This window comes from Microbacterium sp. Root166, assembly GCF_001427145.1.
GTDB lineage: Bacteria > Actinomycetota > Actinomycetes > Actinomycetales > Microbacteriaceae > Microbacterium.
In genome coordinates this window covers 889,227-915,433 of the sequence record NZ_LMGL01000001.1, presented here as the reverse complement: position 1 = coordinate 915,433, position 26,207 = coordinate 889,227, and the positions used below count along the sequence as shown (strand labels likewise).

Genomic DNA, 26,207 nt, shown 5'->3' with positions numbered 1-26,207 from the left:
TGGTTCGGGTCAGCGGATGACGGGGTCGCCGGCGGTGAGGCCCGCGATGTCGGCGCGGCGCGGCGCGCCCTGCCAGTCACCCGGATGCGTGCAGGCGAGCGCGCCGGAGGCGGCGGCGGTGCGGAGGCGGTCGACGGCGGATGCTCCGGCCAGCCGGTCGGCGAGATACCCGGCCGCGAATCCGTCGCCGGCGCCGACGGTGTCGATCGCGGTGATCGGGACGGCGGCGACCGTGTGGGCCTCTCCGTCGATCACGGCGACCGATCCTTCGGCCCCGAGCGTGACGATGACTTCGCCGGGGCCCAGGTCGGCGAGCGCCTGCGCGAGGTCGGCGGGCGTCGCGCCCGACACGAGGAGCTCGGCCTCTTCGGCGCTCGCGAAGACGATGTCGGCCGAGCGGGCGACGGCCAGGTAGTGGGCGCGGGCCTCGTCGGCGTGCCAGATCCGCGAGCGGTGGTTGATCGCGAACGACACGAGCATCCCGGCGGCGCGAGCGCGCGCCACGGCGGCGAACACGGTCTCACGGGCCGACTCCGAGAGGCCGAGGGTGATGCCGGTGATGTGGAGGATGCCGTGAGACTCGAGGTCGGCGCCGTCGAGGTCGGCCGGCGTGAGGCGGCTGCCTGCGCTGCCCCGCCGGTAGTAGTCCACGACGGTCGTACCGGCGCGGGGGCTGGTCTTCAGCATGAGTCCGGTCGGCGCGCGCGGGTCGACCACCGCGTGCACGGTGACGGACTCCGAGCGGAGATCGCCCGCGATCCGGCGGCCCAGAGCGTCGTCGCCGACGCGCCCGAGCCAGGTCGTCGATCCGCCGAGACGGGCGACGCCGATCGCGACGTTGCCCTCGGCGCCGCCGGTGTCCACGCGCGCGGCGCTGAGGTGCTCGAGGCCGCCGATGCCGTCGCCGCGGATGAGGCCCATGCTCTCGCCGATGGTGATGAGGCCGGTCATCGTGCACCCCCGCGGGCGAGCTGCAGAGCGTCGGCCGCTGCGCGGCTGCGACGGGCGATCAGCTCGAAGTCGCCGCTCGCGATCGCGTCGCGGGGGACCATCCAGCTGCCGCTCACCGCGAAGACGTGCGGGCGCGAGGCGTACGCGCTGAGATCGGCCTCGCCGACTCCGCCGCTGGGCAGGAAGCGCAGGCCGGGGAACGGGCCGGCGAGCGCATCGAGGTACGCGGGCCCGCCCAGGAGCCCGGCGGGGAACACCTTCACGTGGGTGAACCCGTCGGCGATCGCACGCTGGACCTCGGTCGGCGTCGCAACGCCGGGAACCATGGTGGCGCCGCCGTCGATGACCGCGCGGGCCACGTCGGCGTCATAGCCCGGGCTCACCGCGAAGGCGGCGCCCGCGCTCGTTGCGGCCCGGGCGTCCTCGCGGGTGAGCACCGTTCCGGCACCCGGCGTGAAGCCCGGGACCCCGGCCGCCGCCTCGAGCGCGACGAGCCCGGCGGGCGTGCGCAGCGTGAACTCGGCGCACGCGATGCCGCCCTCCATCAGCGCGTGCACGAGGTCCACGGCACGGGCGGCGTCGTCGATGACGACCACCGGCACGATGCCGATCTGCGTGACCGCGTCGACTGTTTCCGTCATGGAGGAGCCTCGATCTCAAAAGTCAGATGAATTAGCCAGAACCCATTGTGCACCATCACCGGGCCTTTCTCACCTGGTATCCGTAAGAATGGGCAACCCCGCGGGCTCGAAGGCGGGGAATCCGGCGCTCTGCTGAAGAGATGGGCCCCTCAGGACTGCCATTCATCCAATGACTCGTCTAAACTGATCGTCGCACCCGATGGAGGGAACGAGATGCAGACCCGAACCACGCGCACCGGCCTCGAGCTCACCGAGCTCGGCCTCGGCGCCGCCCAGCTGGGCAACCTCTACCGCACCACGACGGAGGAGGAGGTCGTCGAAACCGTCGACGCCGCGTGGGAGTGCGGCATCCGCTATTTCGACACCGCGCCGCACTACGGCGTCGGGGTGTCCGAGCGTCGTCTGGGCGAGCAGCTCCGCGGGCGTCCGCGCGACGCGTTCGCGGTGTCGACGAAGGTCGGACGACTGCTCGTTCCCGACCCCGACGGGGCCGCAGGCCATGACACCGAGGGCTTCGACGTGCCGGCCGACCTGGTGCGTCAGTGGGACTTCAGTCGCGACGGCATCCTCCGGTCGGTCGAGGATTCGCTCGAACGCACCGGGCTCGACCGATTCGACATCCTGTACCTGCACGACCCCGAGAATCACTTCGAGCAGGCCTCGACCGAGGGCATCGGCGCCCTCATCGAGCTGCGCGAGCAGGGCGTCGTCTCAGCAGTCGGCGCCGGCATGAACTACGCCGCTCCCCTTGCAGAACTGATTCGTCGTGCGGACGTGGACATCCTCATGTGCGCGGGCCGCTTCACGCTGCTCGACGACTCGGCGCTGGACGAGCTCCTGCCGCTCGCGCAGGAGCGGAACGTCTCCATCGTTGCGGCGGGCGTGTACAACTCGGGCCTCCTCGGCAAGCCGCGCCCGGCCGCTGACGCCCTCTTCGACTACGCCCCCGCGCCCCCCGAGATGCTCGCACGGGCCCACGCGATCGCCGACGTCTGCGAGGCCCACGGCGTGACGCTGCCCGAGGCGGCGATCGCCTACGTCCGCCGTCACCCCACCGTCGTCTCGGTCGTGCTCGGCGCGCGTGGTCGCGGGCAGATCGACTCCAATGCGCAGCGATCAGCCGCCGACGTGCCGGAGGCGCTGTGGCGCGACCTGGCGGCAGCGGGGCTGATCCCCGACGCGCTCGCTTAGCCTGACCGCAGGAAGGGCAGGCTCGCAGGTCAGACGGCCTTCGGGTCCTCGTCAGCGTGCGCGGCGCTGAACTGCTCGACCCCGAGCAGGTGCACCGACATGCGGATGCGCGCCCTCTCGGGATCGCGCTTCAGGAGCTCTGCGAGGATCGCGCGGTGCTCGGTCTGCGTCTCCAGCAGCGATCCGCGATGGGAGATGGCCCGCCACAGTCGCGCGCGGAAGGTGCGCCCGACGAGGCTGTCGATGATCGCCGCGAGAGCCGGGTTGCCGCTGGCCGCCGCGATGATCGCGTGGAAGTCGGTGTCGGCCTGGACGAACTGCTCGAGATCGACATCGGGGTCGCTGGCCAGCAGGGCATCCACTCCCCGCAGCACGTCCTCGAGCCGGCCGAGATCCGCGTCGGTGAGCCGAGTCGCCGCCAGTGAGACGCTCTCCGCCTCGAGCACGCGGCGCACGGCGAGGAGATCGGCGGCGTGCGCCGGCTGCTGAAGGTCGGCGAGGAAGCCCAGCGGGCTGAGCAGCACGCCGGGATCGAGCGAGGTCACGTACGTGCCGTCGCCCTGCCGGGTCTCGAGCACGCCGAGGGTCGCCAGCGCGCGGACGCCTTCCCGCAGCGACCCGCGCGACACCCCGAGCTGCGCCGCGAGATCCTTCTCGATCGGCAGTCGCGAACCCGCACGCAGCTCGCCGCGGGTGAGCATGCTCTTGATGCCGTCGATGACGACGTCCGTCTGCGATCGGGTTGCCGCACGGGGCTCGGCATCGGTCATGGCTGTCAGTGTACGGCCCGCCCTTCTCCGGCCGTCCGGAAGCGTCCGGGCGCCGGGCTGTGGTCAGTCCGAGACATCCAGCCCGCGATGGCGGCGGAACAGCTGCCAGTCCGCGCGCGACAGGTCGGCGTAGCGGTACGACCACTCGAGGATCGCCGCGCCTGCGACGCGGCCGCCGCCCACGTAGCCCGAGACCACGGAGGCGTTCGGCGACTGACCGTGAGCGCGCGCGAGGGTCGTCGCGCACGCGTCGGCGTACCAGCGGAATGCCGAGTCCTCGAGCGTGTCCATGTCGAATCCGCCCTTCTTGTCGTGGAACTGCCGCACGTAGAAGGACCGCTCCGGACCGCCTTCGACGGGGGTGCCGCGCAGGTGGCCGAGGAACGGGTCCGAGACGGCCTGCAGGATCCGCTGCATCGCCACCACCCTGCCGCCCTCGCCCTGCCGCTCGATGAAGTCGGCGACGGCCTCCGGCTGCGCGATGCCGCCGTACTGGACGAGCACGCTCTGACTTGCCTCCTTCGCCTGCAGCAGGAGGGCGTTCCCGTCGCCGTCCGCGTTCGAGATGAGATAGCACCGTGTGCCGACGCTGCCGACCCCGACCACGCGGCGCGCGATATCGGTGACGTGGTACTTCTGCATCAGCACGCGGATGTCGACGTTCGCCGACGACAGGTACAGCGCGATGTACTCGTTGATGCGGGCTTCGATCCGCGGGTCCACATGCGTCATCGTGGGCGGCTGCTCTATGAAGAGCAGCCGGCCGCCGGGATCGACGGTCGTCAACTTGCGCACCGCTCGCGCCGCCGTGCGCTTCTCGGCGTCCTTGATCGCGCGGTGGAGGGCCTCGGCCGACTCGGGATCGACCGCCTCTTCGGCGGCATCCGCGTCGAAGTGGTCGTAGTAGCGCTTCAGCGGACTGCGCCTGGCGCCGCTGCGCAGGGCGCGGGCGTACGTCCTGACGGCGCCGAGGGCGGCATCCTCCACCACCTTCTCGTCCCGGTTCGTGGACTGCCCGGCGATCACGATGCTCGTGACGAGCCGTTTCACGTCCCATTCCCACGGAGCCCACGCCGACTCGTCGAAGTCGTTGAGGTCGAAGACGAGGGTGCGCTGCGGCGAGGCGAAGAGTCCGAAGTTCGACACGTGGGCATCGCCGCATGACCCGACGTCGAGACCGCTGCTGGGCGAGCGCGCGAGGTCGGCCGCCATGAGGGCGGCCGTGCCCCGGTAGAACGCGAAGGCGCTCGCGGCCATGCGCTCCGAGCGGATCGGGACCAGCTCGGGAACCCGCGTAGAGTCCTGCTCGTCGAGGATCGCCATCGGGTCGCGGACGCCGTCGGGCAGCACGGCGAGCTGTTCGCGGGGCACGCGCTCGCGCGCCGCTCGTCCTTCGCCGAGGTGGTCCTCGAGCGTCGGGGGTGCTGACCAGCTCTCGGCCAGGGGCCGGACGTCCGTCGTGGTTGCCATGTGGTCAGTGTGGCACCAGCGGGCGGCGCGCGGGAGGGCTCGGCCGGGGAAATCCCGAGGCTGCCGCCAGCCGTGGGTACCCTGGCCGCGTGACCCGATCCGTGCCCTCCACGCCGCCGCCGGCCCTCTCGCCGAGCCTGCGCACCCTGATCGGCCTGGCCGCCGTCGTCGTGCTGCTCGCCGGCGTCTCGCTCGCGCGCGAGATCGTCGGGCCGCTCGCCCTCGCCATCGTGCTCGTCGTGATCTGCGAGCCGCTCCGTGGTCCGCTCGAGCGTCGTGGCTGGCCGCGGTGGACGGGAACGACGGCCGTCATCGTCGTGGCCTATCTCGTGCTGGTCGCCATGGGGGCGCTGCTGTGGCTCGCGGGCCGTCAGTTCGCGCAGCTGGTCGCCGACTTCGCCGACGAGCTCCGTTCCAGCGGGGAGGGGTTCCTCGCATGGCTGCAGGAGGTCGGCCTCGACCAGGAGGCGTCCTCGGCGGTGGGGTCCGTGCTCGATCCGGAAACCCTGGTCGGCCTCGTCTCGAAGCTCGGCGGGACGGTGCTCGGCGTCGCGACGGCGCTGTTCTTCGTGTTCGCGTACATCATCTTCATGGCCGCCGACGCCGCGCGCTATCGCGAAGCCGGGCGCGTGTTCGGTGCCGCGAAGGCGCCGGTGCTCGCCCGCATCCGCCACCTGAACTCGGGAGTGCGGCGGTACTACGTCGTCAACGCCAGCTTCGGCGCCGTCGTCGCCGTGATCGACGGCCTCGCGCTGTGGTGGCTCGGAGTCCCCGCCCCGCTGGTGTGGGCGATCCTCGCGTTCGTCACCAACTTCGTCCCCAACATCGGGTTCATTCTCGGGCTCATCCCGCCCGCGGTCCTCGCCTTCGTCGTCGGCGGCTGGCCGCTCCTCCTCGCCGTGATCGCCGTGTACTGCGTCGTCAACGTCGTCCTGCAGGTGCTGGTCCAGCCCAAGTTCGTCAGCGACGCGGTCGACCTCAGCCTCACGCTGAGCTTCTTCTCGGTGATCTTCTGGACGTTCGTCATCGGACCGCTCGGGGCCATCCTCTCGATTCCGCTGACCCTGTTCGTCAGGGCTCTGGTGCTCGAGGGCGATCCGGGTGCGCACTGGCTGCGGTGGCTCTCGGGGGACCGCACCGCTGTTCCTCCACCGGATGCCGCCGCCACCGCGCCGGGAGGACACCGCAGGCTCCTCTGACGGCGCAGGGCGCGCCAGCGCAGGGCCCGCGTCCGGGTGGTGCAGAATTCGCCTGTGGATGAAACGACCTGGCAGCGCCGTACGCAGGTGCCCCTCATGCTGGCGTCGCTGGCCTATCTCGTCGCCTTCTCGTGGCGCGTGATCGGCGGTCTGTCGGGCCCCGCGCATCTGCTCATGACCGTGATCATCTTCGCGACCTGGGCGCTCTTCATCATCGACTACCTGGTCCGGCTGTCGCTCGCGTCCGACCGGGTGAAGTGGTTCCGCACGCACCTGGGCACGCTCGCCATCGCGCTCGTCCCCGTGTTCCGGCTGGTGCTCCTGCTGCGCGTGCTCACCCGGGTTCCCGGCATGAAGCCGTCTGCGGGCACGCGGCTGCGGACGCAGATCATGGTCTACGGCGCCGGCGCCGGCATGCTCCTCATCTACATCGCATCGCTCGCCGTGCTGGAAGCCGAGCGCGACGCGCCCGACGCCAACATCACCTCCTTCGGCGACGCCGTGTGGTGGTCCTGCGTCACGATCACCACGACCGGCTTCGGCGACTACTACCCCGTCACGGTCGTCGGGCGCCTGGTCGGAACCGGCGTGATGTTCTCGGGGATCGCGCTGGCCGGAATCATCACGGCGACGCTCGCGTCCTGGGTGTTCGAGCGCGCGGCGCGCGGGCGCGATGACGCCGAGCCCGCGACGCGCGCCCAGGTGCGGCAGCTGCTCGCCCAGGTCGAGGCGCTGAGCGCGGCCCAGCGCCCGGCGCACCCCGACGAGCCCGGCGGACCGGGCCCCGCCCAGTCCTGAGACGGAAGAAGGCCGCACCCTCGCGGGTGCGGCCCTCCTCGATCGAAGTAGGTCAGGAAAGCAGCTTGGCCTTGGCCGCTGCGAACTCCTCGTCCGACAGGATGCCCTGCGAGTGCAGGGTCGCCAGCTGCGTGAGCTGGGCCATCATGTCGTTGCCCGCGGGTGCGGCAGCGGGGGGCGGCGGCGCGTAGGCCGGCTGGGCGTTGGCGACGGCCTGTGCGGCTGCGGCATCCATCGCAGCCTGCTGCTGCTGGGCCTCGTACTGCTGCTGGTCGTACTTCGCGTCGGCGCGGCCCTGCTGGCGCCGCTGGACGTTGCCCGACACCGCGGTGGCGGTGCCGGCGACGACGGCGGTGCGAGCCGCCATTCCGATGAGGCCGGGACGGCCTGCTCTGCGCATCATGTCTGTCTCCTTCAGTCGACGTTCTCGGCGAGGAAAGCGTTCACGATCGGCGCCGGGATGGTTTCACGGGCGATCACCGCACCGCCCGCATCGTAGAGAGCGGCGGCGAACGACTTCGCCCACAGCAGTTCGACGACCAGGATCGCCGCGGATGCTCCCGGGGGAACGTTCTCGGCCAGCACCTCGATGTCCTCGACTCCCGCCAGGCCGGCGAGGTCGAGGGCGGGGACGCCGGCGTCGTCGGTCGTGTCGGACAGCTCCACCACCGTCAGTTCGCCCTCGGGGGAGCGGGTGGCGTACACCAGGTCGAGAACGTTGACCGTGCCAGAAGCCACCAGGTCGTCGATCGCCTGGAGCACTCCCGGGCCGGGCTTGTCGCCGTCGAAGGCGATCGCGTAGAACTCGATCGGGCCGTAATCGAATGTCGTCATGTCGTCATCCTCCTCCTGCGGGCCTCAGCCCGCGAGTGCCTTGGTCTTCAGTGCGGTGAACTCGGCGTCGGAGATCGCGCCGGAGTCGAGCAGGCTCTTGGCCTTGGCGATGTCGTCCGTCGGGCTGGACGAGCCGGCGGCCGTGCGGATGTACGCGTCCTGCTGCTTGCGCAGCTCGGCGTACTGCTCGACCGAGCGCTTCTGCATGCCCGAGCCGCGGGCGATGAGGTAGACCAGCGCGGTGAGGAACGGCACGAAGATCAGGAAGATGATCCACACCGCCTTCCAGCCGCCGCCCAGCGTGTGGTCGCGGAACAGGTCGCCGAGGATCGAGAACAGCACCATCAGGTACGCCACGAAAACGAAGACCCAGAAGAACCAGGCGACCAAACTCCAGAGATCCATTTGCGCTGCCAATCGTCAGGGCGGACCGAACGTCCGTCGTAACGAAAACGTATGAGGCGGCCGCTGGTGCGACGTCACCCGTGCGGGGTGAGAATCACGCCGCGTCGTCGGTGAGGAAGTTGACCGACACCACATCGACGTGCCGCTCGTCCAGCATCTCGATCAGTCCCAGCAGCTTCGCCTGATCCGGGATGGCGCCGACCATGCTGGTGCAGCCGTCCGCGGCAGGAGCGATCTCGAACCCGTCGAGAGCCGCGATGAGCTCGGGATCGAGCGGACCGCCGACCACGATCTCGACGATCTGATCGTTCATGGCACCTCCTCGTGCGGTGCTCGCGCCGTGCGGGTGCCGCACATTATGACGGCCTCCTTCTCGCGGTGACGTCACCCCTGTGGGATGATTCCCCCGAGCTCACGCCCGCTCGCCTGGGAGGCTCTCCGTGAGGGAAGTACGTAGGATCCCTCCGCACGCTGTCGATCGGCCGGCGCTGCGGAAGCAACTCGACACCGGCACGTCCGCGCCGCTGTCGCTCATCGTCGCCCCCGCCGGCGCCGGCAAGAGCGTCCTGCTGTCGCAGTGGGCGCAGGCACGCCCCGACATCGCGGTCGCCTGGTTCGACATCACCTCTGCCGACGATGAGCCCCTCGCGTTCGCGGTGCGCCTGGTCTCCGGCATCCGTGCAGTCGCCCCCGGCTTCCGCGCTCCCGCCACTCCCGTCGAGGCCTCGGAGCGTCGTCTCGGCGAGGCCTTCCTCGAGGATCTGGCCGGAGGGCTCGCGGATGCCGGCACCGTCGTCCTCGTCTTCGATGACCTCGACCGCATCTCGGGCACGCCGCTGCTGGCCGATCTGTGGCGTCTCGTGGACCTCCTGCCCGAGAATGCGCACGCCGTCTTCTCGTCGCGCGTGGACCTGCAGCTCGGGTGGAGCCGCCACCGGCTGGAGCACGGGCTCATCGAGATCCGGCAGCGCGAGCTCGCGTTCGACGACGCCACCACGGCTCGCGTGATCGAGCGGATCGCCGGCAAGCGCGTGACCGAGAGGGCCGTCGCCGCGGTGACCGCCAGGACGGAGGGCTGGGCGGTCGGCGTGCAGCTGACGGCGCTCACCCTGCGGTTCTCGACCGACCCCGAACGCACCGTGGACACGTTCGCCGACACCGACCGGCTGGTCGTCGACTACCTCAGCGAGGAGGTGCTGGACGCCCTCGAGCCCGAACGGCGCGACGCGCTGATCCGGCTGGCGGTGCTCGACGAGATCTGCGCGGGACTGGCCGAGGCCGTCGCCGGAGTCGACGGCGCCGCGTTCATCGCCGGGCTCGAGCGAGACTCGATGTTCCTCGTCGCCGTGCCGGAGCGGCCCGGCTGGTATCGCTTCCACCGGCTCTTCCGCGACCTCCTGCGCTACCGGCTGCGGGCCGCCGACTCCCATGCGGAGCCCCGGCTGCTCGAGGCCGCGGCGGACTGGTTCCTCGGCGAGGGTGACGCTCAGGACGCCGTGGAGTACCTCATCCGCGCGCGGCGCTGGGAGCGCGTGATGGCACACGTGCTCGCGAGCGGCCGCGAGGTCTTCGAGGAGGTGCGGGCCACCGCGCTCGCGCAGTGGCTGGACCGCGTGCCGGTCGAGATCCGCGCGACCGATCCCGACGTCGAGCTGCTGCGTGCGATCGCCGCGGGGATGAGCGGGCGGGGGATGGTCGCCGTCGACACCATCCGGGCCCTCCTCGCCGGCGACACGCTCTCCATCGGCCAGCGGCAGGTCGCGCTGGCGTTCCTGGCGGCGTGCGTGCAGTTCCGGCCCTACCCGGAGGCCTTCCTCCACGCCGCCCAGGAGGCCGTCGCGCTGCTGGCCGAGCATCCGGATGCCGAGCCGCCCGACCTGCTCGGCCTGACCGCCCGGCCTCTGCTGACCTACCTCGCGCAGGGATCGATGGGCCGTGCCCACCTCTTCCTCGGCGACTTCGACCAGGCACGCGCGGCATTCGCGGCGACGGCCACATCGAGCGCCTTCGCGTACAGCCCGTTCCGGGTCCACCTGCTCGGCAGCATCGCGCTCACCGACGCGCTGACGGGTCGGCTGACGGCCGCCGCGAGCCGTGCGGACGAAGCGCTCGGCATGGCGCGGGAATCCGGCCTGCTCGCCCATCCGGCTCCCGCCGATGCCTACCTCGCCCGCGCGCTGGTCGCGATCCAGCGCGGCGAGCCCGACGTGGGAGCCATCTCGCTGGCCGAGGGCGAGCTCCGTGCGTCCGCGAACCAGCGGACGCAGCTCATGTGGGTCGCGCACCTGGTCTCCCTGCTCGCCGATCCCGCGGCCGACCGGGTCGAGAAGTCGGTCGAGCCGGCGGGTCCGCCGCCGCCGCTCATCCGTCGGGCACTGGCGGCGCTCGCGATGCGCAGGGCGCGACTCGAGGGCACGCCCGGGGTCCCCTCCGGAGCTCCGCCCGGACCGTGGTCGCCGATCGCCTTCGAAGAGGTCGCCGCGCTGCTCACGCTGGGTCAGCCCGCCGCCGCCCGCGCTCGCCTCGGACAGCTGCGCTTCGAGCCGGACGCCCTCCATCCGCTAGCCTCGATCGAGTTCGAGATCCTTCTGGGCTGGCTGTCGGCGCTCGAGAATCGCCGGCCGCGCGCCCGAGACCACCTCGAGAACGCCCTCGCGATCGCGGGACCCGAGGGGATCATCGACCCGTTCATGCGGTCGGGTCCTGTCGTCGCCGACCTCATCGAGGAGCTCGTCGGGCCGCGCACCGAGTTCAGCCGGCTCGTGGTCGCCCGCACCCGCTCCGGGGTCGTGGTCCGCAGCAGGCGCCTCATCGACGACCTCACGCCTCGCGAGCTGGAGCTGCTGGCCTTCCTGCCGAGCCGGCTGACGATCGCCGACATCGCGGTGCGCTGCTTCGTGTCGACGAACACCGTCAAGACGCACCTCGGGCACATCTACCGCAAGCTGGGCGTGTCGGGCCGGGATGCCGCGATCGAGCGGGCCGTGGAGCTCGGCCTCATCGACGCCAAGGAGATCGCCCGCGTGGGGTGACGTCGCGCCCTCGCCGCCCGGACATCATGACGACATGACCGAACACGCCGTCGGGGGTACCCAGGATCCGCACGACGCGGACGGGACGGATGCCGCGGCTCCGCTCGTCGAGGCGCCCATGGCTCCCGATCCCCTCGTCGCCCGGCCGGGCAGGTTCGTCGGCGTCCTCGCGATGCTGGACAAGCCGCTCGCGCTCGGGTTCCTGACGACGATCGGCGTGATCGGCGCCCTCATCCTCGCGAGCGCGCTCGGATCGATCTCGACGATCCTCGTCTACATCGTCCTGGCGATGTTCCTCGCCGTCGGGCTGGACCCGATCGTGCGGCGACTCGAGCGCCAGGGGATGAAGCGGGGCGTGGCGATCGTCATCGTCTTCGGCGGATTCATCCTGCTCTTCGCCGCCTTCCTCATTTGGGTGCTTCCTCCGGTGCTGGCGCAGATCGGCGAGTTCGTCGAGGCGATCCCGGAGGCGATCATCGGCATCCCCGACACCGAATGGTTCGCCACGCTCGACCGCGACGCGCAGGGAGCCATCCTCGATGCAATGCATCAGCTCGCCGACTGGGTGTCGAGTCCGGCGACCATCGCCGCCGTGAGCGGTGGCGTGCTCGCCGTGGGCATCGGGATCATCAGCGCCATCACGGCATCCTTCATCGTGGTGGCGCTCACGCTCTACTTCTTGGCGTCGCTGTCGGGCATCAAGGCGGCGTTCTACTCATTGGCGCCTGCGCACAGCCGGCCCCGGCTGAGCAGCATGACGGAGCGGATCACCGACTCGGTGGGCGGAGCGCTCATCGGCTCCGTCATCCTCGCCGCGATCAACGCGGGCGTCGTCTTCGTCCTGCACATCGCGATCCGGCTGCCCTTCCCGGCGCTGATGGCGACGATCGCCTTCGTCGTCACCCTCATCCCGTTGTTCGGCTCGGTCATCTTCCTCGTGATCGGCACCGGTGTCGCGCTCTTCACCGGGCCGGTTCCCGCACTGATCTTCGCCGTCTGCTACCTGATCTACATCCAGATCGAGTCGTACGTCGTCAGTCCGCGGGTGATGAACAAGCAGGTCGCCATCCCGGCCGCGCTGGTGCTGATCGGCGCACTCGTCGGCGGGGCGCTCATGGGCATCATCGGCGTGCTGGTGGCGCTGCCGGTGATGGCCTCGATCCTCCTGATCATCCGCGAGGTCGTCGTGCCGAAGCAGGACCTCAAGGTCTGACCCCTCCCGCGGGGGTCAGTTCAGGGCGGAGGTCAGGCGCGCGAGCCCGTCGAGGAAGGTCGCCTTGTTCGGCTGGTTGCGCCACTCCTCGAGAGTGAGCTCGCGGCCGGCGTCGCGGTAGCCCTGCTCGACCTCGCGCATCGCGGCGACGAAGGACTCGCCGCGCACCAGCATCGAGACCTCGCTGTTGAGGCTGAACGACCGGATGTCCATGTTGCTCGAGCCGATCACGGCGATGTCGTCGTCGATCGAGAAGTGCTTGGCGTGCAGGATGTACGGCGGCGGGTACATGAAGATCCGCACCCCGGCCTCGAGCAGCGGCGTGTAGTACGAGCGCTGCGCGTGGTAGACCAGGCCCTGGTCGCCGATCTCGGACACGAACAGCTGCACCTCGAGGCCGCGCTGGCAGGCGGTCGTGATCGCGTAGACCATCGCCTCGTCGGGGACGAAGTACGGGCTCGTGATGATGACCTTCTCGGTCGCGCCGTAGATGAGCGAGAGGAAGAGCCGCAGGTTGTTCTCGGTCGGGTAGCCGGGGCCGCTGGGCACGACCTGGCACAGCAGGGCGTCGTCCGCCGTGGAGTGCTCGATCTGCGAGGCCGGCACGTGCGCCACCGGACGGAGGTCCTCGCCCGTCTCGATGAGCCAGTCCGACAGGAAGACCGCGTTGAGGGATGCCACGGCGGGCCCACTCAGCCGGGTGACCAGCTCCTGCCACATCAGGCCGCGCTTGATGTTCTTGGGTGAGTCGTAATCGCGCGAGATCAGGTTCTGCGACCCCATGAATCCGACGCGGCCGTCCACGACGACGATCTTGCGGTGGTTGCGCAGGTCGGGGCGCTGGTACTTGCCCTTGAGAGGCATGACCGGCAGCATCCACTCCCACTTCACGCCGATGCGGTCGAGCTCGGCGAGCGTCGCGGTGGAGTTCTTGAGGCGGCGCGTCGAGACGTAGTCGATGAGCATGCGGACCGTCACGCCGCGGGCGACGGCGCGCTCCATGGCGGCGAAGAAGCCGCGCGTGGTGTCGTCCCACGCGACGATGAAGAACTCGACGTTCACGAAGGTCGTCGCCGTGTCGATCTCGGCCGCCATGGCGTCGATCGATCCCTGGTAGTCGCCGTGGAGCGTCGCCCGGTTGCCCTCGCTGGCCGGAAGCGCGGTGAGCGCCTCGTTCTGCTGGACGACGCGCTGGAACCAGCGTGGCCAGTCCGCGCTCATGGTCTCGAGGTGCTGCGAGTGGACGGAGTCGCGGATCACGCCGTTGATGCGCGTCTGCTCGTCGCGCCGCTTCTGCGGCAGGCGGAAGCTGCCGATCAGCAGGAACAGCAGCATGCCGATGAACGGCAGCAGGAGGATCAGCAGCAGCCACGCCATGGCCGCCGTGGGCTTGCGGTCGCCGCGGGGCACGAGGATGAGCGCCATGATGTCGATGACCACGGCCGCGATCAGGACGATCGGCCAGAAGGGTCCCGATTCGGCGATGGTTAGCAAGCCTTGGCTCCTTAGGCGGGGGTCACGCGGTTGACGGACACGACTTCGATGTTCAGATCGTCGAAGACGCCGAGCAGTCCGCGCAGTCCGGACTGGTCCGCGACCATGCCGGTGACGCTCGACGTCCCGTCGTCGCGGGTCGTCACATCGTAGCCGTCGAGCGCCGCGATCAATGAGGGTCCGAGCCGGCCCGTGACGACCACTTCCACGACGTGAGCGGACATGGCCCTCCTTGGCGCGGACTGCGAGATGGTCAGAGCCCAGCGTGGAGGAAAGGGCGGCGGATGCCGTCACCCCTCGGGGATGATTCGCTCAGCGCTCGCTGTTCACCCGGTCCCGCCACTCGAGCAGCGGATGCAGCGGGGACAGATCGTAGTCGGGCCCGTCGATGGCCGGGATGATCAGACGGAAGCCGAGCTCGAAGAGGCGGGCCGGGGCATCCGTCTCCGTCAGAGGCCCGAAGCCGCGGATCGTGTACCCGCTCGACAGCTCGATCTCGGCGGGGTCCCGGCCTTCCTTCGCGCACCACTCGTGCATCACGCCGATCTTGCGCGGCATGTCGTCGAGCTTGGTGAAGGTGTGCCAGATGTCGGCGTGCTGGGCCACCAGCCGCAGCGTCTTGCGCTCGCCCTGGCCGCCGATGAGGATCGGGATCCTGCGGGTGGGCGGAGGGTTCAGCCGATCCCAGCGCGAGCGGATGCGCACCAGGTCGTCCGCCAGTGCGTCGAGCCGCGAGCCCACGGTGCCGAACTCGTAGCCGTACTCGACGTAGTCCGGCTCGGCCCATCCCGAGCCGGTGCCGAAGATCAGCCGGCCGGTGCCGTCGGGCCCGGCGCTGATGTGGTCGACGGTGCGGGCCATGTCGGCCTGAAGGTCGGCGTTGCGGTACGAGCTGCAGTTGACCAGCGGGCCGAACTCGACCCGTTCGGTCTGCTCGGCGATCGCGGCGAGCACCGTCCATGCCTCGAAGTGATCGGCCTCGAAGGGGGAGGTGAGGGGGAAGAAGTGGTCCCAGTTGAAGATGACGTCGACGCCGAGGTCCTCGGCGCGCAGCACCGCGTCGCGGTACGCCGCATACGAGCCGTGCTGCGGCGCGAGCTGCACTCCGATGCGCAGGGGCCGGTGGTCGGCGGGGTGGGTCACGTCGGTCATGCCGGTCCTCCGTTGCCGCCGGGTTCGATGCGCAGCACGCCGGGCGCCTGACCGACGGCGAGGTCGTCGACGATCCGCACCGTGCGGGCGAGGTCGTCGACCGAGCCGATCACGGTGCCGAAGCGCTCGCGGTCGGGGCAGACGGCGGTGACCGTCACGAAATGCGTGCCGGTGTCCCACGTGTAGGTCGCGAAGGGCGGCGTGCGCGGATCCGGCGGCAGCGGCATCTCGAGCTTCTCGCCCACGCCGAGGTAGGGGCTCCGGAAGCTCGCGGTGTCGTCGTACTCCATCGGCATCATGGCCCGGGCGACCCGCATCTGCGATGTCGCCTCCTGCACCTGGGCCATGACCACGACGAGCTCCGGGTCCGCCTTCCACACCCACACGAGCACGCGGCCCGCAGCGCGGCGCATCAGCAGCGGAGCCGCCTGGCTCATCGCCCACGCGGCCATTCCGCTGCCGGGACGCTCGGGGGCGCCCATCGCGGTGTTGGCCTGGGACAGCAGCATCCGGATCGCCGCCTTGCAGTGGCGCCGGCCGCGGAACCCGAGCGATTCGGTCACGCCCACCCAGAGCGTCGTGTCGGCATCGGCCTGCAGTCGTGGCATGCCATCCAGGGTACGGGGCCGACAGAGGCCCCTCGGGTACAGTTGATGCCGCGCGACCCACCTCCCCCTTCGTCCGCCGCGTACCCCACAGACAGGCCCCCAGCATCCCGTGACCCCGTCCGAGACGCCCGCAGAGACCTCCGCCGAGGCAGGGAGCACGCGCCCGCTCACCATCCTGATCGGCGCCGACACCTTCCTCCCTCACGTGAACGGCGCCGCCCGGTTCGCCGAGCGCCTCGCCGCCGGTCTCGTCGCACGCGGCCATGATGTGCACGTCATGGCTCCGAGTGACACGCACCGCCGGCACGGCACGTTCACCGAGGTGATCGAGGGCCAGCCGATGACGATGCACCGCATCCCGGCGTGGCGCTGGTATCCGCACGACTGGCTCACGTTCGTGCTGCCGTTCCGTGCCAAGCACTACTCGCGGCGCGTGCTCGACCGGGTGAAGCCCGACGTCGTGCACAGCCAGTCCCACATCGTGATCGGCCGCGCCCTCACGCGCGAGGGGCGCAAGCGCGGCATCCCGATCGTCGCCACCAACCACGTGATGGCCGAGAACGTGCTCGACTTCACGGTGCTGCCGGCATCCTGGACCCGCTACGCGATCAAGCTCGCGTGGGCCGACGCCAAGCGCACGTTCGACATGACCCGCGCCGTCACCACACCGACGCGCAAGGCCGCCGACTTCCTCGAGCACACGATCGACATCAAGGGCGTCATCCCGATCAGCTGCGGGATCGACGCGTCGAACTACCAGCCCGACCTCACGCCGCGAGACGCCCACCGGCTGGTCTTCGTCGGCCGCTTGACGACCGAGAAGCAGATCGACGTCGTGCTCCGCGCGGTCGCGAAGCTCGACCCGGCGCTCGACGTCCGGTTCGACATCGTCGGCAAGGGCGACCAGCGCCGCAACCTCGAGGAGCTCATGGTCGAGCTCGGCCTCGCCGACCGGGTGAGCTTCCACGGGCACACCACCGACGAAGAGCTGCGCGGGCTGCTCACCAACGCCAGCCTGTTCGTCATCGCCTCGATCGCCGAGCTGCAGTCCATCGCGACGATGGAGGCGATGGCCTCCGGCCTGCCGATCGTCGCCGCCGACGCCGTGGCCCTCCCGCACCTCGTGCACGACGGCGAGAACGGCTACCTGTTCGAGCCCGGCAACGTCGACGACCTCGTCGCCAAGCTCACCACGGTGCTCACCCAGTCCCCCGAGGAGCGCCTGAGCATGCAGCAGGCGTCGCTCGAAGGGGTCAAGGTGCACGACATGAAGCGCACGCTCGACACCTTCGAGGCGCTCTACCGCGACGAACCCCTGCCCGAGTAGCCCCGTGCACGTCGTGATGTTCGGCGACCAGCACGTCGAGACTCTCGGCGGAGCTCAGGTCTCGATGCGACTGCAGCGACGGTTCCTCGAGCAGGCCGGCCACACCGTGACGATCGTCGCGCCGGCCGTGCACGGTCCGCGCGGTCGCTCCTTCGCTCCGGATGCCGCGTACCTCGACATCCCGTCCGTTCCGATCACCGTCGACCGCGAGTACTCGATGTCATGGCCGGGCCGGCGCACCGACCGGTGGGTGGATGCCGCGCTCGCCGTCCGCCCACCCGTGGACGTCGTGCACGTGCAGGCGGACTTCTGGGGGGCGTTCACCGGCCACCGGTACGCCGCGCGGCACGGCCTACCGGTCGTGCACACGATGCACAACCGCGTGGACGTCGGCATCGAGGCCACCGCGCCGTTCCCGTCGCTGGTGCTGCGCGCTCTCAACGCCTGGCAGCGCCGGGCCATCCGCGTTCCGGCCGCCGGACGGGACGGCTGGGCATTCCTGCGCCGGTTCGCCGCCCGATCGGATGCCGTGACCGCACCCTCGTCGCACTTCGCCCGGCGCCTCGAGCAGCACGCGGTCGTGCCCCGGCGCGGCGGTGGAGTGGACGTCATCTGGAACGGCATCGACGACGAGATCCTCGACGCGGCACGGGCTGCGGCGCCCGCCGAGCGTGAGAGCGGACCGCCGCGGTTCGTGTGGCTCGGGCGCATGAGCCCCGAGAAGCGCCTGCTGCCGTTCCTCGAGGCGCTCGCCGACTCGGGCGTACAGGCCGAGGTCGAGGTGATCGGCGGCGGCGGGCAGCTGCGGGCCGCGCAGCGGCTGGTCGCCCAGCGCGGGCTGGAGTCGATCGTCCAGTTCGCGGGGCGGCTCTCGTACCCCGAGACGCTGCGCCGCATCGCCCGCGCCGATGCGCTCGTGCAGACCTCGATCGGCTTCGAGACGCAGGGGATGACGCCATTCGAGGCCGCGTCGCTCGGCACGCCGTCGATCATCAGCGACCCCGACATCGGCGCCGAGCTGGGCTCGGGCTTCTGGGTGGTCGGCGAGGGTCAGACGGCGGATGCCTCGACCGCCGCGCTGGCGGAAGCGCTGCGCGTCGCGGCCGCGGACATCGTGGCCGGCACGCCCCGGTCCGTCGACCCGTCGATCCGCGACCGGTTCCGCCAGTCCTCGCGGACGGCGGCGATGGTCGAGGTCTACGAGCGGGTCACCGCCCGCTGACGACGGTCCGTCTCGGTCGAGACGAACCGTCACCGCGTCAGGGGTGGGGCAGGCGGGCGGGATCGGTGGGGAGACGGTGGTAGCCGTCGTTGCGAAGGGCCGTGATCGTGGAGGCGACCGCGACAGCGGCCAGGGCTGTAAGAAGAATCACCAGGAACATGGCAGTAACGCTACGCTTGCGGTGGAACTGCCAACAGTGGCAGGATGGACACACATCGCACGAAAACTGCCATGGCGGTTCGAGCCCGGAGGTACGACATGAAGACGGTCGCCGTGATCGTTCAGGACGGGTTCGCGCCCTTTGAATTCGGGGTCGCCTGCGAGGCCTTCGGGCTCGACCGGTCGGATGACGGCATCCCCAACTTCGACTTCCGCATCGTGACGCCGAACCCCGGCGTCGTGCAGTCGAAGATGGGCTTCTCGATCAACGTGGACCTCGACCTGGCGTTCGCGTACGAGGCCGATCTCGTCGTCGTCTCCCCCACGCCCCGGCAGTACTGGGACAACACCGACGAGCGCGTGCTCGACGCGGTGCGGGCCGCCGTGGCGCGCGACGCGTGGGTGCTGAGCGTGTGCAGCGGCTCCTTCATCCTGGGCGCGGCCGGCGTGCTCGACGGCCGCCGGGCCACCACGCACTGGATGTACGCCGACATCATGGCGAAGATGTACCCGCGCGTCGACGTCGACCCAGATGTGCTCTACGTGCAGGACGGCAAGGTCATCACGAGCGCCGGCACCGCCGCGGGCCTCGACGCCTGCCTGCACCTCCTGCGCCAGGAGCTCGGCGCCGAGCTCACCAACAAGATCGCGCGGCGCATGGTCGTGCCGCCGCAGCGCGACGGGGGCCAGGCGCAGTTCATCGATCGTCCGCTGCCCGAGGTCGCGTCGCTGTCGCTGTCACCGGTGACCGACTGGATGGTCGAGAACCTCCGGCTCGAGCTCACGGTCGACCAGCTCGCTGCCAAGGCGCACATGTCGCCGCGCACGTTCGCCCGTCGCTTCAAGTCCGACTACGGCGCGACGCCGGCGGCCTGGCTGGCCCGGCAGCGGATCATCCATGCGCAGCGCCTGCTCGAGAAGACCGATCTGGGCCTCGATCGCGTCGCCTACGAGAGCGGCTTCGGGTCGGCCGCCGTGCTGCGGCAGAACTTCGCCCGCGTGCTCGATACCACCCCCACGGCCTACCGCGCACGGTTCTGCTGCACGCGTGAGGCGATGCAGGCCGCCGGGGCTGAGGTCGAGATGCTCGAGCCGGTCGCCTGACACCACCCGCACCGGGCGAGGTCCCGCGCGCCGGGCTTCGCTACGGTGTGACGGTGCGCATCGATCCGAGGCGGTGGTTCTCCCGCAAGACGCTCGGCAAGGATGTGATGTCCGGCGTCGTGCTCGGCGTCGAAGCGGTGCCCGACGGCCTGGCCGCCGGCCTGCTCGCCGGGGTGAACCCGCTCGCCGGGCTCTACGGCTACATGTTCGGGCTCGTCGGCGCCGCATGCTTCACCAGCAGCGCCTTCATGGCGGTGCAGGCGACGAGCGCCATGGCCCTGGTCGTGTCGGATGCCGGTCTCGACAGCCGCCCCGACCCCGACCGCGCGCTGTTCACGCTCGCGGTGCTCACGGGCATCGTCATGGTCATCGCCGGTCTGGCGCGTGCCGGACGCCTGGTGAGCTTCGTCCCCACGGCCGTGATGACGGGCTTCATCACGGCGATCGGCGTGAACATCGTGCTCGGGCAGCTGTCGAACTTCACGGGCTACGACGCGCGCGGCGCCAACCGGCTGCTGAAGATGTTCGACGTCCTGCTGCACATCAACGCCTGGAGCATCGCCTCGGTCATCGTCGGCACCATCACGATCCTGCTCATCGTGGTGCTCCGGCAGACGCGCGTCGGCAGTCTCGGCCTGGTGCTCGCCGTGGTGGTCGGCTCGGTCTGCGCCGTGCTGCTCAACCTCTGGGTGGGCGACCCCGTCACACAGCTGCGTGACATCGTCGAGGTGCCGCGAGGGCTGCCGTCCCCGGTGCTGCCGAGCCTGGCCGACGTGCCCGCGCTCATCGTGCCGGCGGTCTCGCTCGCGTTCATCGGACTCGTGCAGGGCGCGGCGGTGTCGGCGGGCATCCCGACCGTGGACGGCCGCCCGCCCGACACCAACCGCGACTTCATCGGACAGGGCGCGGGCAACATCCTCTCCGGCCTCCTGCGCGGCATGCCCGTCGGCGGATCGATGGCGGGCTCGTCGATCCTCGTGCAGTCGGGCGCCAAGACCCGGCTCGCCCTGTTCGTGGCCGGCGCGGTGATGGCGGTGCTGCTGTTCGCGGCATCCGATGTCGTCGCCTACGTGGCCATGCCGGCCCTCGCGGGTCTGCTGATCGTCGTCGGCATCGGCGCCGTGAAGCCCAGCCGCATCTACTCGGTCGTGAAGTCGGGGCCGCTTCCCACGGCGATCATGGCGGTCACCTTCGGCCTGACGCTGATCATCCCGCTGCAGTTCGCCGTCCTCGCCGGTGCGGGACTCGGCATCATCCTCTACGTCGCCCAGCAGTCCAACCGGGTCCGCGTGCGCGCGGTGCATCTCGAGACCGACGGGCGCCTCCGCGAGTCGGATCCGCCGAAGTCGGTGCCCGCCGGGCGAGTGCTGATCCTTCAGCCGTACGGCAGCCTGTTCTTCGCGAGCACGCCCATCTTCGAGAAGCAGCTGCCGGAGGTGAACCGGCACTCGCGCGATGCGATCGTCATCGTGCGCCTCCGCGGAACCGATCAGATCGGTCTCTCGCTCGTCGACGTGCTGCGGCGGTACGCCGAGCAGCTGCGCGAGACGGGCGGGGGCCTCAAGGTGGTCGCGACCGAGACCCGCGTGATCGATCAGCTCGCCGCCGGCGGGCTGACCGACGACATCGGCGAGCGCAACGTCTACAAGGGCACCGAGTGGGTGGGTGACACACTGCGGCGTGCGTACGCCGACGCCCTGGACGAGATCGGCGATCGTCGACGCTGAACAGCCGAAGGACGATCATCGTTTCGTCCATGCGTGGCGGAGTTCTGCCCATATCCTCGCGCCCTATGCCCGCCTAGCATCGGACGAATGAGCACCGACCAGATCGTTCTTCCCGACGCGCCCGCCGACCTGAGGGCGCAGCTCGACCAGGGTGGGGCCGTCGCGTGGAGCGAGCCGCTGACGATCCGCACCTACGAGCCCGCCGCGCCCAGCGTGTACCCGATGTACCTGGACCAGCGGGTCTACCAGGGCTCGAGCGGCAAGGTCTATCCGCTGCCGTTCACCGAGCAGATCTCCGACGAGCCGGCGCCGCGCGCGTGGCAGGCGGTGCACCTCGAGAACGAGTTCGTGCGACTCGTGGTGCTGCCGGAGCTCGGCGGCCGCATCCACGTCGGCTACGACAAGACGACGGACTACGACTTCTTCTATCGCAACAACGTCATCAAGCCGGCGCTCGTCGGTCTCGCCGGGCCGTGGATCAGCGGCGGCGTCGAGTTCAATTGGCCGCAGCACCATCGCCCTGCCACCTACCTGCCGGTCGAGACGCTCATCGAGCAGTCCGACGACGGCTCGGTGACCGTGTGGTGCCACGACCACGACCCGTTCACCCGCATGTCCGCCCAGCACGGCGTGCGCCTGCGGCCCGGCAGCTCGGTGGTGGAACTCGTCGTCCGGCTGCACAACCGCACGAGCGAGCGGCAGACATTCCTATGGTGGGCCAACGTCGCGGCGCGCGTGCATGACGATTACCAGTCGTTCTTCCCCGAGGACGTGCGCTACGTCGCCGACCACGCGCGACGGGCGCTGACCGCATTCCCTGCGGCCGACCGGCCGTACTACAACGTCGACTACCCGGCGCTGGCCGCAGAGCAGCCGGGTGCCGATCGCATCGACTTCTACCGGAACATCCCCGCGCCCACGTCGTACATGATCGTGGACTCGCAGCAGGACTTCTTCGGCGGCTACGACCATGCCGCCGGGGCGGGCTTCGTGCACTGGGCCGAGCGGCGCGTCTCGCCGGGCAAGAAGCAGTGGACCTGGGGGAACGCGCCTTTCGGCCACGCGTGGGACGACCAGCTCACCGACGCCGATGGGCCGTACGTCGAGCTCATGGCGGGCGTCTACACCGACAACCAGCCCGACTTCTCGTGGCTCATGCCCGGCGAGACGAAGGTCTTCACGCAGTACTGGTACCCGATCCCGGCCATGGGCCCCGCGCACCAGGCCACGCCGGACGCCGCCGTGCACGTGGACCGTGACGGTGGGGTCGGCGCCACGGTCGCCGTCACGGCCTCGCAGCCCGGCGCGACCCTGCGCATCCTGCGTGGCGGTGTCGTCGTCGCGTCCGTGACCGAGGACATGGTCCCCGGTGTCCCGGTCTCGCTCGCGTCGACCGACGTCGATCCTGCCGACGCGATCTCCGTCGAGCTGCATGACGACGCCGGACGCATCCTCGTGCAGTGGCAGCCGGTCGACGTCTCGGACGAAGAGCCCTGGGTCGCCGACGAGCCCCCGCTTCCCGAGGACATCGACTCGGTGGAGGAGCTCTATCTCACGGGCCTGCACCTGAGCCAGTACCGGCACCCGACCCGTTCGCCGCTGCCCTACTGGCAGGCGGCTCTGGAGCGGGATCCGGGTGACGCGCGCACGAACCTCGTCCTGGCCGATGACCACTACCGCGCCGGCCGGTACGAGCAAGCCCTCGACCGTGCGCAGATCGCGCTCGCCCGGCTCACGCGCCGCAACGCCAACCCGCCGGACGCCGAGGTGTTCTACCTCACCGGCCTCATCCTGCAGCGGCTCGGACGCGACGTCGAAGCGGAGCAGGCCTTCGGCAAAGCCGGATGGGATGCCGCGTGGGCGGCCGCCGCCGGGCTCGAGCTGGCACGCTCCCTGGCCCGGCGTGGGCACAATCGGGCGGCGCTGCGCGTGCTGGACACCCTGGACGGCGTCGTCGGCCACGACACGCGCCGGGCAGCGCTCCGGGCGATCGTCCTGGGCCGGACCGGCCGGGTCTCCGAGGCCGAGAAGCTGGTCGAGCGCGCCCTCGTCGACGATCCGCTCGACGCCACCCTGCGTGCGCTCGCCGGGCGGCCACTGGCGGCCGATGCCGCGCTGCTGCTCGATGTCGCGCGGGACCACGCGCGTGCCGGTGCCGTCGACGCGGCGCTCGAGCTGCTGCAGCGAGCCGTCGCCGCTCCGGTCACCGGCGCCGGCAACGTGCGTCCGATCGCGCACTACGAGGCCGCCGCGATCCTCGATGGGCTCGGCCGGGCTGGCGACGCGGCCGCCGAGCGCGAGCGTGCCCGCCGGTCCGACCGGACGTGGGCATTCCCCTCCGGACTCGACGCGCTCGCGGCCCTGGACACGGCGCTGGCGGCCGAACCCGATGACGCCGTCGCGCTCTCGCTGCGGGCCATGCTGCTCTACGCGCACGGGCGTCGCCGCGAGGCGCTCGAGGGGTGGAACCGTGCGATCGAGCTTGGGCTCGCTGAACCGGTGCTCCTGCGCAATGCGGCTTTGGCCGCCTACAACGTCGCCCACGACGACCGGCAGGCGCGCGAGCTGTATGCGCGGGCCGTCGAGGCGGCCCCAGGCGATGCGCGTCTGCGGTACGAGCAGGATCAGCTCGCCGCGCGGCTCGGCGAGAGCACGGCAACGCGCCTGAGCGCTCTGCGCGGCGTCGAAGCATTCGTCCTCACGCGCGACGACTTCACGATCGAGTACATCCGTCTGCTGGTCGCGGAGGGGTTCGCCGCCGACGCCCTCGAGATCCTGAGCACCCGGACCTTCCGCCCGTGGGAGGGCGGCGAAGGCCAGGCCGTCGCGGCCTGGGATGCCACCCGCGCCGCGCTCGGCATGCCCGAGAGCGACCCGCCCGCCACGCTCGGCGAGACGCGCCCGCGCTACGTGCCGCCGGCGGCCGTCCGTGAGGACGGTGTGACCGACTACTTCGCCACGAGCCTTCCCGAGCTGCTGCTGTTCGCGCGCGAGCCCCAGGACGGCTGACGTGCGCAGCCCGCTCTCCGGAACGCAGCACGTGCTGCGCGCGGCAGGCTATGAGGCGCGCGTCGCGAGCGTCGGGGCGAGCCTGCGGATGCTGCGCCTCGGTGACCGCGATCTGATCACGCCGTTCGCCGCCGATGAGGTGCGGCCGTCGATGAGCGGTGCGCTCCTCGCACCGTGGCCGAACCGGACGGCGGACGGCGCGTACGAGTTCGGCGGCGTCCGGCACCAGCTGCCGGTCAACGAGCCGGAGCGCGGCACCGCCGCCCATGGTCTCGTCGCGTGGCTGGACTTCGCCGCCGTCTCGGCAGGACCGGACGAGCTGATGCTGCGCGCGGTCATCCCGCCGCAGCCGGGCTACCCGTGGCTCGTCCGGCTGGAGGTGACCTTCACCCTCTCCGCGGACGGTCTAACGCAGGAGATCGTCGCGGTCAACGAGAGCGCGAGCGACGCCCCCTTCGGACTGGGTGGACACCCCTACGTCCTGGCCGGGGACAGCGGGCCGGGCGCCATCGATGCCTGGGAGCTCGAGCTGCCCGGGGCGGAGGTGCTCCTGGTGTCTCCGGACCGGCTGCTCCCCACCGGCTCGGCGCACGTGGCCGAGGGCGACGGCCGCTGGGACTTCCGTGAACCTCGCGCGCTGGGCGCAACGGAGATCAACCACGCGTTCACGCAGCTCCGGCGCGATGCCGCCGGCACGGCGCGCGTGCGCGCGCGAGCCGCCGACGGCTCCGGGGTCGAAGTCGCCTGGGATGACCGGTGCCCGTGGGTGCAGGTCTACACCGCCGACAGCCCAGGCAATGCGACGCACCGGCACGCGGTGGCGGTGGAGCCGATGACCTGCCCACCGGATGCCCTCAACTCGGGGCGCGACCTCCTGACGATCGCGCCCGGCGCCGCCGTCAGCGCCGGATGGACGATCCGCGGGATCGACCCGTAGGCGCTCAGCCCTTGTGCTGCGAACGGTACGTGGACGGGTTCACGCCGTGCAGCCGCCGGAAGTGCCGCGAGAAGTAGAGCGAGTCCGTGTAGCCGACGGCGCCGGCGACTTCACGGATGCTGAGCGACGTGGTGTCGAGCAGCTCGCGGGCACGCGACATGCGCAGCGAGGTCTGGAACGCACCCGGCCCGCTGCCGGTCGCCTGATGGAACAGGGCGCTCAGATGCGACGGTGACAGGCCGACGATGGCGGCGAGCTCGCCGACCCGGATGCTGCTGTCCATGCGCGCTTCGAGATGGCGCATGGCCCGCTCGAGCGGTGATCCCTCCGAGGGCAGCACGCTGTCCGCGGCGATGCGGGTCAGCAGATGCCACGCGATTCCCGATGCGGTGAGGAGCTGGGCGGGCGACAGCCGGCGATCCAGCGACGAGACGAGCTCGTCGAACAGCGCGACCACCCTGTCGAGAGCCCGGAGATGCGTCAGGGGCACCTGCTGACCCAGCAGCGGTCCGGTGAGCTCGGCGACGTCGCTGCCCCGCACGTGCATCCACCAGATGCTCCACGGATCGGCGTAGGAGGTCTCGTAGACATGGGGCGCGCCCGCCGGGATGACGATGCACGCCGAGGGGGTGAGCGTGAAGGTATCGCCGGCGATCGTGGCCGTGCCGCGTCCGGCCACGCAGAGCAGGACGATCGTCTCGGGCGCCCCCTTGCCCCGCACCCGGCGATGACCGGCAGCAGCGGGGAAGTAGCCGGCATCGGTCACCGTCAACCTCCGCGTGCCCGGCCGGGCCAACGCGGCATCCACCTGCGGCTGCGGAACGACGCAGAGGCGCTGGTCGGCGAAGCCCTCGACCCGGTAGTGCGGCGTCGGCTCGGTCGTCGTTTCGTCCATGGCTCTCCGCCGCTCAGCGTACCGGCGTTCGGCATTGCCGCGGCATCCGTCGACTGCTAAACTTGAGCC

General features: G+C 70.7%; 25 protein-coding genes. 11 read left to right on the top strand and 14 right to left on the bottom strand.

The window, feature by feature from the left end; translation table 11 throughout:
• Positions 1–9 precede the first annotated feature (9 nt).
• Both ASD56_RS04085 and ASD56_RS04080 read right to left on the bottom strand, forming a co-directional pair.
• Complete coding sequence (locus ASD56_RS04085; RefSeq protein WP_055961523.1) at positions 10–951, bottom strand: sugar kinase; 942 nt, start codon at positions 949–951, stop codon at positions 10–12.
• Positions 948–1,592: a bifunctional 4-hydroxy-2-oxoglutarate aldolase/2-dehydro-3-deoxy-phosphogluconate aldolase gene (locus ASD56_RS04080; protein WP_055961520.1), complete on the bottom strand. Its 645-nt coding sequence runs from the start codon at positions 1,590–1,592 to the stop codon at positions 948–950. Before ASD56_RS04080 ends, ASD56_RS04085 begins: the two co-directional genes overlap by 4 nt.
• A gap of 213 nt (positions 1,593–1,805) precedes the next feature.
• Here ASD56_RS04080 and ASD56_RS04075 point away from each other — a divergent pair, with 213 nt between their 5' ends.
• Positions 1,806–2,783 carry an aldo/keto reductase gene (locus ASD56_RS04075; RefSeq protein WP_055961517.1) on the top strand — a complete coding sequence of 326 codons (978 nt, stop codon included), beginning with the start codon at positions 1,806–1,808 and terminating at the stop codon, positions 2,781–2,783.
• 29 nt (positions 2,784–2,812) lie between these two features.
• On the opposite strand, the gene ASD56_RS04070 is transcribed toward ASD56_RS04075, so the two are convergent.
• Both ASD56_RS04070 and ASD56_RS04065 read right to left on the bottom strand, forming a co-directional pair.
• Complete coding sequence (locus ASD56_RS04070) at positions 2,813–3,553, bottom strand: FadR/GntR family transcriptional regulator (RefSeq protein ID WP_055961515.1); 741 nt, start codon at positions 3,551–3,553, stop codon at positions 2,813–2,815.
• A 63-nt stretch (positions 3,554–3,616) separates the two neighbouring features.
• Entirely contained in the window at positions 3,617–5,023 is a 1,407-nt protein-coding gene (locus ASD56_RS04065) for a DUF2252 domain-containing protein (RefSeq protein WP_055961512.1), read from the bottom strand.
• Positions 5,024–5,112: 89 nt separating this feature from the next.
• Here ASD56_RS04065 and ASD56_RS04060 point away from each other — a divergent pair, with 89 nt between their 5' ends.
• Together ASD56_RS04060 and ASD56_RS04055 are read left to right on the top strand one after the other, a co-directional pair.
• Complete coding sequence (locus tag ASD56_RS04060) at positions 5,113–6,222, top strand: AI-2E family transporter (RefSeq protein ID WP_055961510.1); 1,110 nt, start codon at positions 5,113–5,115, stop codon at positions 6,220–6,222.
• Positions 6,223–6,276: 54 nt separating this feature from the next.
• Positions 6,277–7,020 carry a potassium channel family protein gene (locus ASD56_RS04055; protein ID WP_055961507.1) on the top strand — a complete coding sequence of 248 codons (744 nt, stop codon included), beginning with the start codon at positions 6,277–6,279 and terminating at the stop codon, positions 7,018–7,020.
• Between the two features lie 52 nt (positions 7,021–7,072).
• On the opposite strand, the gene ASD56_RS04050 is transcribed toward ASD56_RS04055, so the two are convergent.
• From ASD56_RS04050 to ASD56_RS04035, 4 genes are all read right to left on the bottom strand, one after another.
• Positions 7,073–7,423, bottom strand: a complete 351-nt coding sequence (locus ASD56_RS04050) for an SHOCT domain-containing protein (RefSeq protein ID WP_055961503.1) — start codon at positions 7,421–7,423, stop codon at positions 7,073–7,075.
• An 11-nt stretch (positions 7,424–7,434) separates the two neighbouring features.
• A complete protein-coding gene (locus ASD56_RS04045) occupies positions 7,435–7,854 on the bottom strand; it encodes a DUF6325 family protein (RefSeq protein ID WP_055961500.1) in 420 nt (139 codons plus the stop codon).
• Positions 7,855–7,878: 24 nt separating this feature from the next.
• The gene (locus ASD56_RS04040; RefSeq protein WP_055961497.1) at positions 7,879–8,259 is read right to left on the bottom strand and encodes an SHOCT domain-containing protein; all 381 of its coding nucleotides are present in this window, start codon (positions 8,257–8,259) and stop codon (positions 7,879–7,881) included.
• Positions 8,260–8,353: 94 nt separating this feature from the next.
• Positions 8,354–8,572 (bottom strand): hypothetical protein, encoded by a 219-nt coding sequence (locus ASD56_RS04035; protein ID WP_055961494.1) that lies wholly within the window; start codon positions 8,570–8,572, stop codon positions 8,354–8,356.
• Positions 8,573–8,699: 127 nt separating this feature from the next.
• Between ASD56_RS04035 and ASD56_RS04030 the strand changes: the two genes are divergently transcribed.
• Both ASD56_RS04030 and ASD56_RS04025 read left to right on the top strand, forming a co-directional pair.
• The gene (locus ASD56_RS04030) at positions 8,700–11,291 is read left to right on the top strand and encodes a LuxR C-terminal-related transcriptional regulator (protein ID WP_055961491.1); all 2,592 of its coding nucleotides are present in this window, start codon (positions 8,700–8,702) and stop codon (positions 11,289–11,291) included.
• A 34-nt stretch (positions 11,292–11,325) separates the two neighbouring features.
• Positions 11,326–12,504: an AI-2E family transporter gene (locus tag ASD56_RS04025; protein ID WP_235565508.1), complete on the top strand. Its 1,179-nt coding sequence runs from the start codon at positions 11,326–11,328 to the stop codon at positions 12,502–12,504.
• A gap of 15 nt (positions 12,505–12,519) precedes the next feature.
• Here the strand turns inward: ASD56_RS04025 and cls are convergent, their stop codons facing one another.
• The 4 genes from cls to ASD56_RS04005 form a co-directional block, all read right to left on the bottom strand.
• A complete protein-coding gene (cls, locus tag ASD56_RS04020) occupies positions 12,520–13,929 on the bottom strand; it encodes a cardiolipin synthase (RefSeq protein ID WP_082541349.1) in 1,410 nt (469 codons plus the stop codon).
• Between the two features lie 80 nt (positions 13,930–14,009).
• Positions 14,010–14,222, bottom strand: coding sequence for a hypothetical protein (locus ASD56_RS04015; RefSeq protein WP_055961485.1), 213 nt, complete (start codon positions 14,220–14,222; stop codon positions 14,010–14,012).
• A gap of 88 nt (positions 14,223–14,310) precedes the next feature.
• Entirely contained in the window at positions 14,311–15,150 is an 840-nt protein-coding gene (locus tag ASD56_RS04010; protein WP_055961479.1) for an LLM class F420-dependent oxidoreductase, read from the bottom strand.
• On the bottom strand, positions 15,147–15,758 hold the full coding sequence (locus tag ASD56_RS04005) for a hypothetical protein (protein WP_055961477.1): 612 nt from the start codon (positions 15,756–15,758) through the stop codon (positions 15,147–15,149). The genes ASD56_RS04010 and ASD56_RS04005 overlap by 4 nt, the downstream gene beginning before the upstream one ends.
• 109 nt (positions 15,759–15,867) lie before the next feature.
• On the opposite strand from ASD56_RS04005, the gene ASD56_RS04000 reads away from it, so the two are divergent.
• Entirely contained in the window at positions 15,868–17,085 is a 1,218-nt protein-coding gene (locus tag ASD56_RS04000) for a glycosyltransferase (RefSeq protein ID WP_055961474.1), read from the top strand.
• Between the two features lie 4 nt (positions 17,086–17,089).
• Entirely contained in the window at positions 17,090–18,307 is a 1,218-nt protein-coding gene (locus ASD56_RS03995) for a glycosyltransferase (protein ID WP_055961471.1), read from the top strand.
• 37 nt (positions 18,308–18,344) lie between these two features.
• Here ASD56_RS03995 and ASD56_RS16550 read toward each other — a convergent pair whose 3' ends face one another.
• Positions 18,345–18,467 (bottom strand): hypothetical protein, encoded by a 123-nt coding sequence (locus ASD56_RS16550; RefSeq protein WP_268777893.1) that lies wholly within the window; start codon positions 18,465–18,467, stop codon positions 18,345–18,347.
• A gap of 98 nt (positions 18,468–18,565) precedes the next feature.
• On the opposite strand from ASD56_RS16550, the gene ASD56_RS03990 reads away from it, so the two are divergent.
• The 4 genes from ASD56_RS03990 (at position 18,566) to ASD56_RS03975 (ending at position 25,243) form a co-directional block, all read left to right on the top strand.
• Positions 18,566–19,570 (top strand): GlxA family transcriptional regulator, encoded by a 1,005-nt coding sequence (locus ASD56_RS03990; RefSeq protein WP_055961468.1) that lies wholly within the window; start codon positions 18,566–18,568, stop codon positions 19,568–19,570.
• Between the two features lie 53 nt (positions 19,571–19,623).
• Positions 19,624–21,297 carry a SulP family inorganic anion transporter gene (locus tag ASD56_RS03985; RefSeq protein ID WP_055963606.1) on the top strand — a complete coding sequence of 558 codons (1,674 nt, stop codon included), beginning with the start codon at positions 19,624–19,626 and terminating at the stop codon, positions 21,295–21,297.
• An 87-nt stretch (positions 21,298–21,384) separates the two neighbouring features.
• Complete coding sequence (locus ASD56_RS03980) at positions 21,385–24,306, top strand: DUF5107 domain-containing protein (RefSeq protein WP_082541236.1); 2,922 nt, start codon at positions 21,385–21,387, stop codon at positions 24,304–24,306.
• A gap of 1 nt (position 24,307) precedes the next feature.
• Positions 24,308–25,243, top strand: a complete 936-nt coding sequence (locus ASD56_RS03975; RefSeq protein ID WP_055961465.1) for an aldose 1-epimerase family protein — start codon at positions 24,308–24,310, stop codon at positions 25,241–25,243.
• 4 nt (positions 25,244–25,247) lie between these two features.
• On the opposite strand, the gene ASD56_RS03970 is transcribed toward ASD56_RS03975, so the two are convergent.
• Positions 25,248–26,138, bottom strand: a complete 891-nt coding sequence (locus ASD56_RS03970; protein WP_055961462.1) for an AraC family transcriptional regulator — start codon at positions 26,136–26,138, stop codon at positions 25,248–25,250.
• Positions 26,139–26,207 lie beyond the last annotated feature (69 nt).

What these genes read in the sequence shown, in the direction of transcription:
- ASD56_RS04085 (WP_055961523.1), bottom strand. Translation starts at nt 951, where the DNA reads ATGACCGGCCTCATCACCATCGGCGAGAGCATGGGCCTCATCCGCGGC.
- ASD56_RS04080 (WP_055961520.1), bottom strand. Translation starts at nt 1,592, where the DNA reads ATGACGGAAACAGTCGACGCGGTCACGCAGATCGGCATCGTGCCGGTG.
- ASD56_RS04075 (WP_055961517.1), top strand. Translation starts at nt 1,806, where the DNA reads ATGCAGACCCGAACCACGCGCACCGGCCTCGAGCTCACCGAGCTCGGC.
- ASD56_RS04070 (WP_055961515.1), bottom strand. Translation starts at nt 3,553, where the DNA reads ATGACCGATGCCGAGCCCCGTGCGGCAACCCGATCGCAGACGGACGTC.
- ASD56_RS04065 (WP_055961512.1), bottom strand. Translation starts at nt 5,023, where the DNA reads ATGGCAACCACGACGGACGTCCGGCCCCTGGCCGAGAGCTGGTCAGCA.
- ASD56_RS04050 (WP_055961503.1), bottom strand. Translation starts at nt 7,423, where the DNA reads ATGATGCGCAGAGCAGGCCGTCCCGGCCTCATCGGAATGGCGGCTCGC.
- ASD56_RS04045 (WP_055961500.1), bottom strand. Translation starts at nt 7,854, where the DNA reads ATGACGACATTCGATTACGGCCCGATCGAGTTCTACGCGATCGCCTTC.
- ASD56_RS04040 (WP_055961497.1), bottom strand. Translation starts at nt 8,259, where the DNA reads ATGGATCTCTGGAGTTTGGTCGCCTGGTTCTTCTGGGTCTTCGTTTTC.
- ASD56_RS04035 (WP_055961494.1), bottom strand. Translation starts at nt 8,572, where the DNA reads ATGAACGATCAGATCGTCGAGATCGTGGTCGGCGGTCCGCTCGATCCC.
- ASD56_RS04025 (WP_235565508.1), top strand. Translation starts at nt 11,326, where the DNA reads ATGACCGAACACGCCGTCGGGGGTACCCAGGATCCGCACGACGCGGAC.
- cls (WP_082541349.1), bottom strand. Translation starts at nt 13,929, where the DNA reads ATGGCGCTCATCCTCGTGCCCCGCGGCGACCGCAAGCCCACGGCGGCC.
- ASD56_RS04015 (WP_055961485.1), bottom strand. Translation starts at nt 14,222, where the DNA reads ATGTCCGCTCACGTCGTGGAAGTGGTCGTCACGGGCCGGCTCGGACCC.
- ASD56_RS04010 (WP_055961479.1), bottom strand. Translation starts at nt 15,150, where the DNA reads ATGACCGACGTGACCCACCCCGCCGACCACCGGCCCCTGCGCATCGGA.
- ASD56_RS04005 (WP_055961477.1), bottom strand. Translation starts at nt 15,758, where the DNA reads ATGCCACGACTGCAGGCCGATGCCGACACGACGCTCTGGGTGGGCGTG.
- ASD56_RS16550 (WP_268777893.1), bottom strand. Translation starts at nt 18,467, where the DNA reads ATGTTCCTGGTGATTCTTCTTACAGCCCTGGCCGCTGTCGCGGTCGCC.
- ASD56_RS03990 (WP_055961468.1), top strand. Translation starts at nt 18,566, where the DNA reads ATGAAGACGGTCGCCGTGATCGTTCAGGACGGGTTCGCGCCCTTTGAA.
- ASD56_RS03980 (WP_082541236.1), top strand. Translation starts at nt 21,385, where the DNA reads ATGAGCACCGACCAGATCGTTCTTCCCGACGCGCCCGCCGACCTGAGG.
- ASD56_RS03970 (WP_055961462.1), bottom strand. Translation starts at nt 26,138, where the DNA reads ATGGACGAAACGACGACCGAGCCGACGCCGCACTACCGGGTCGAGGGC.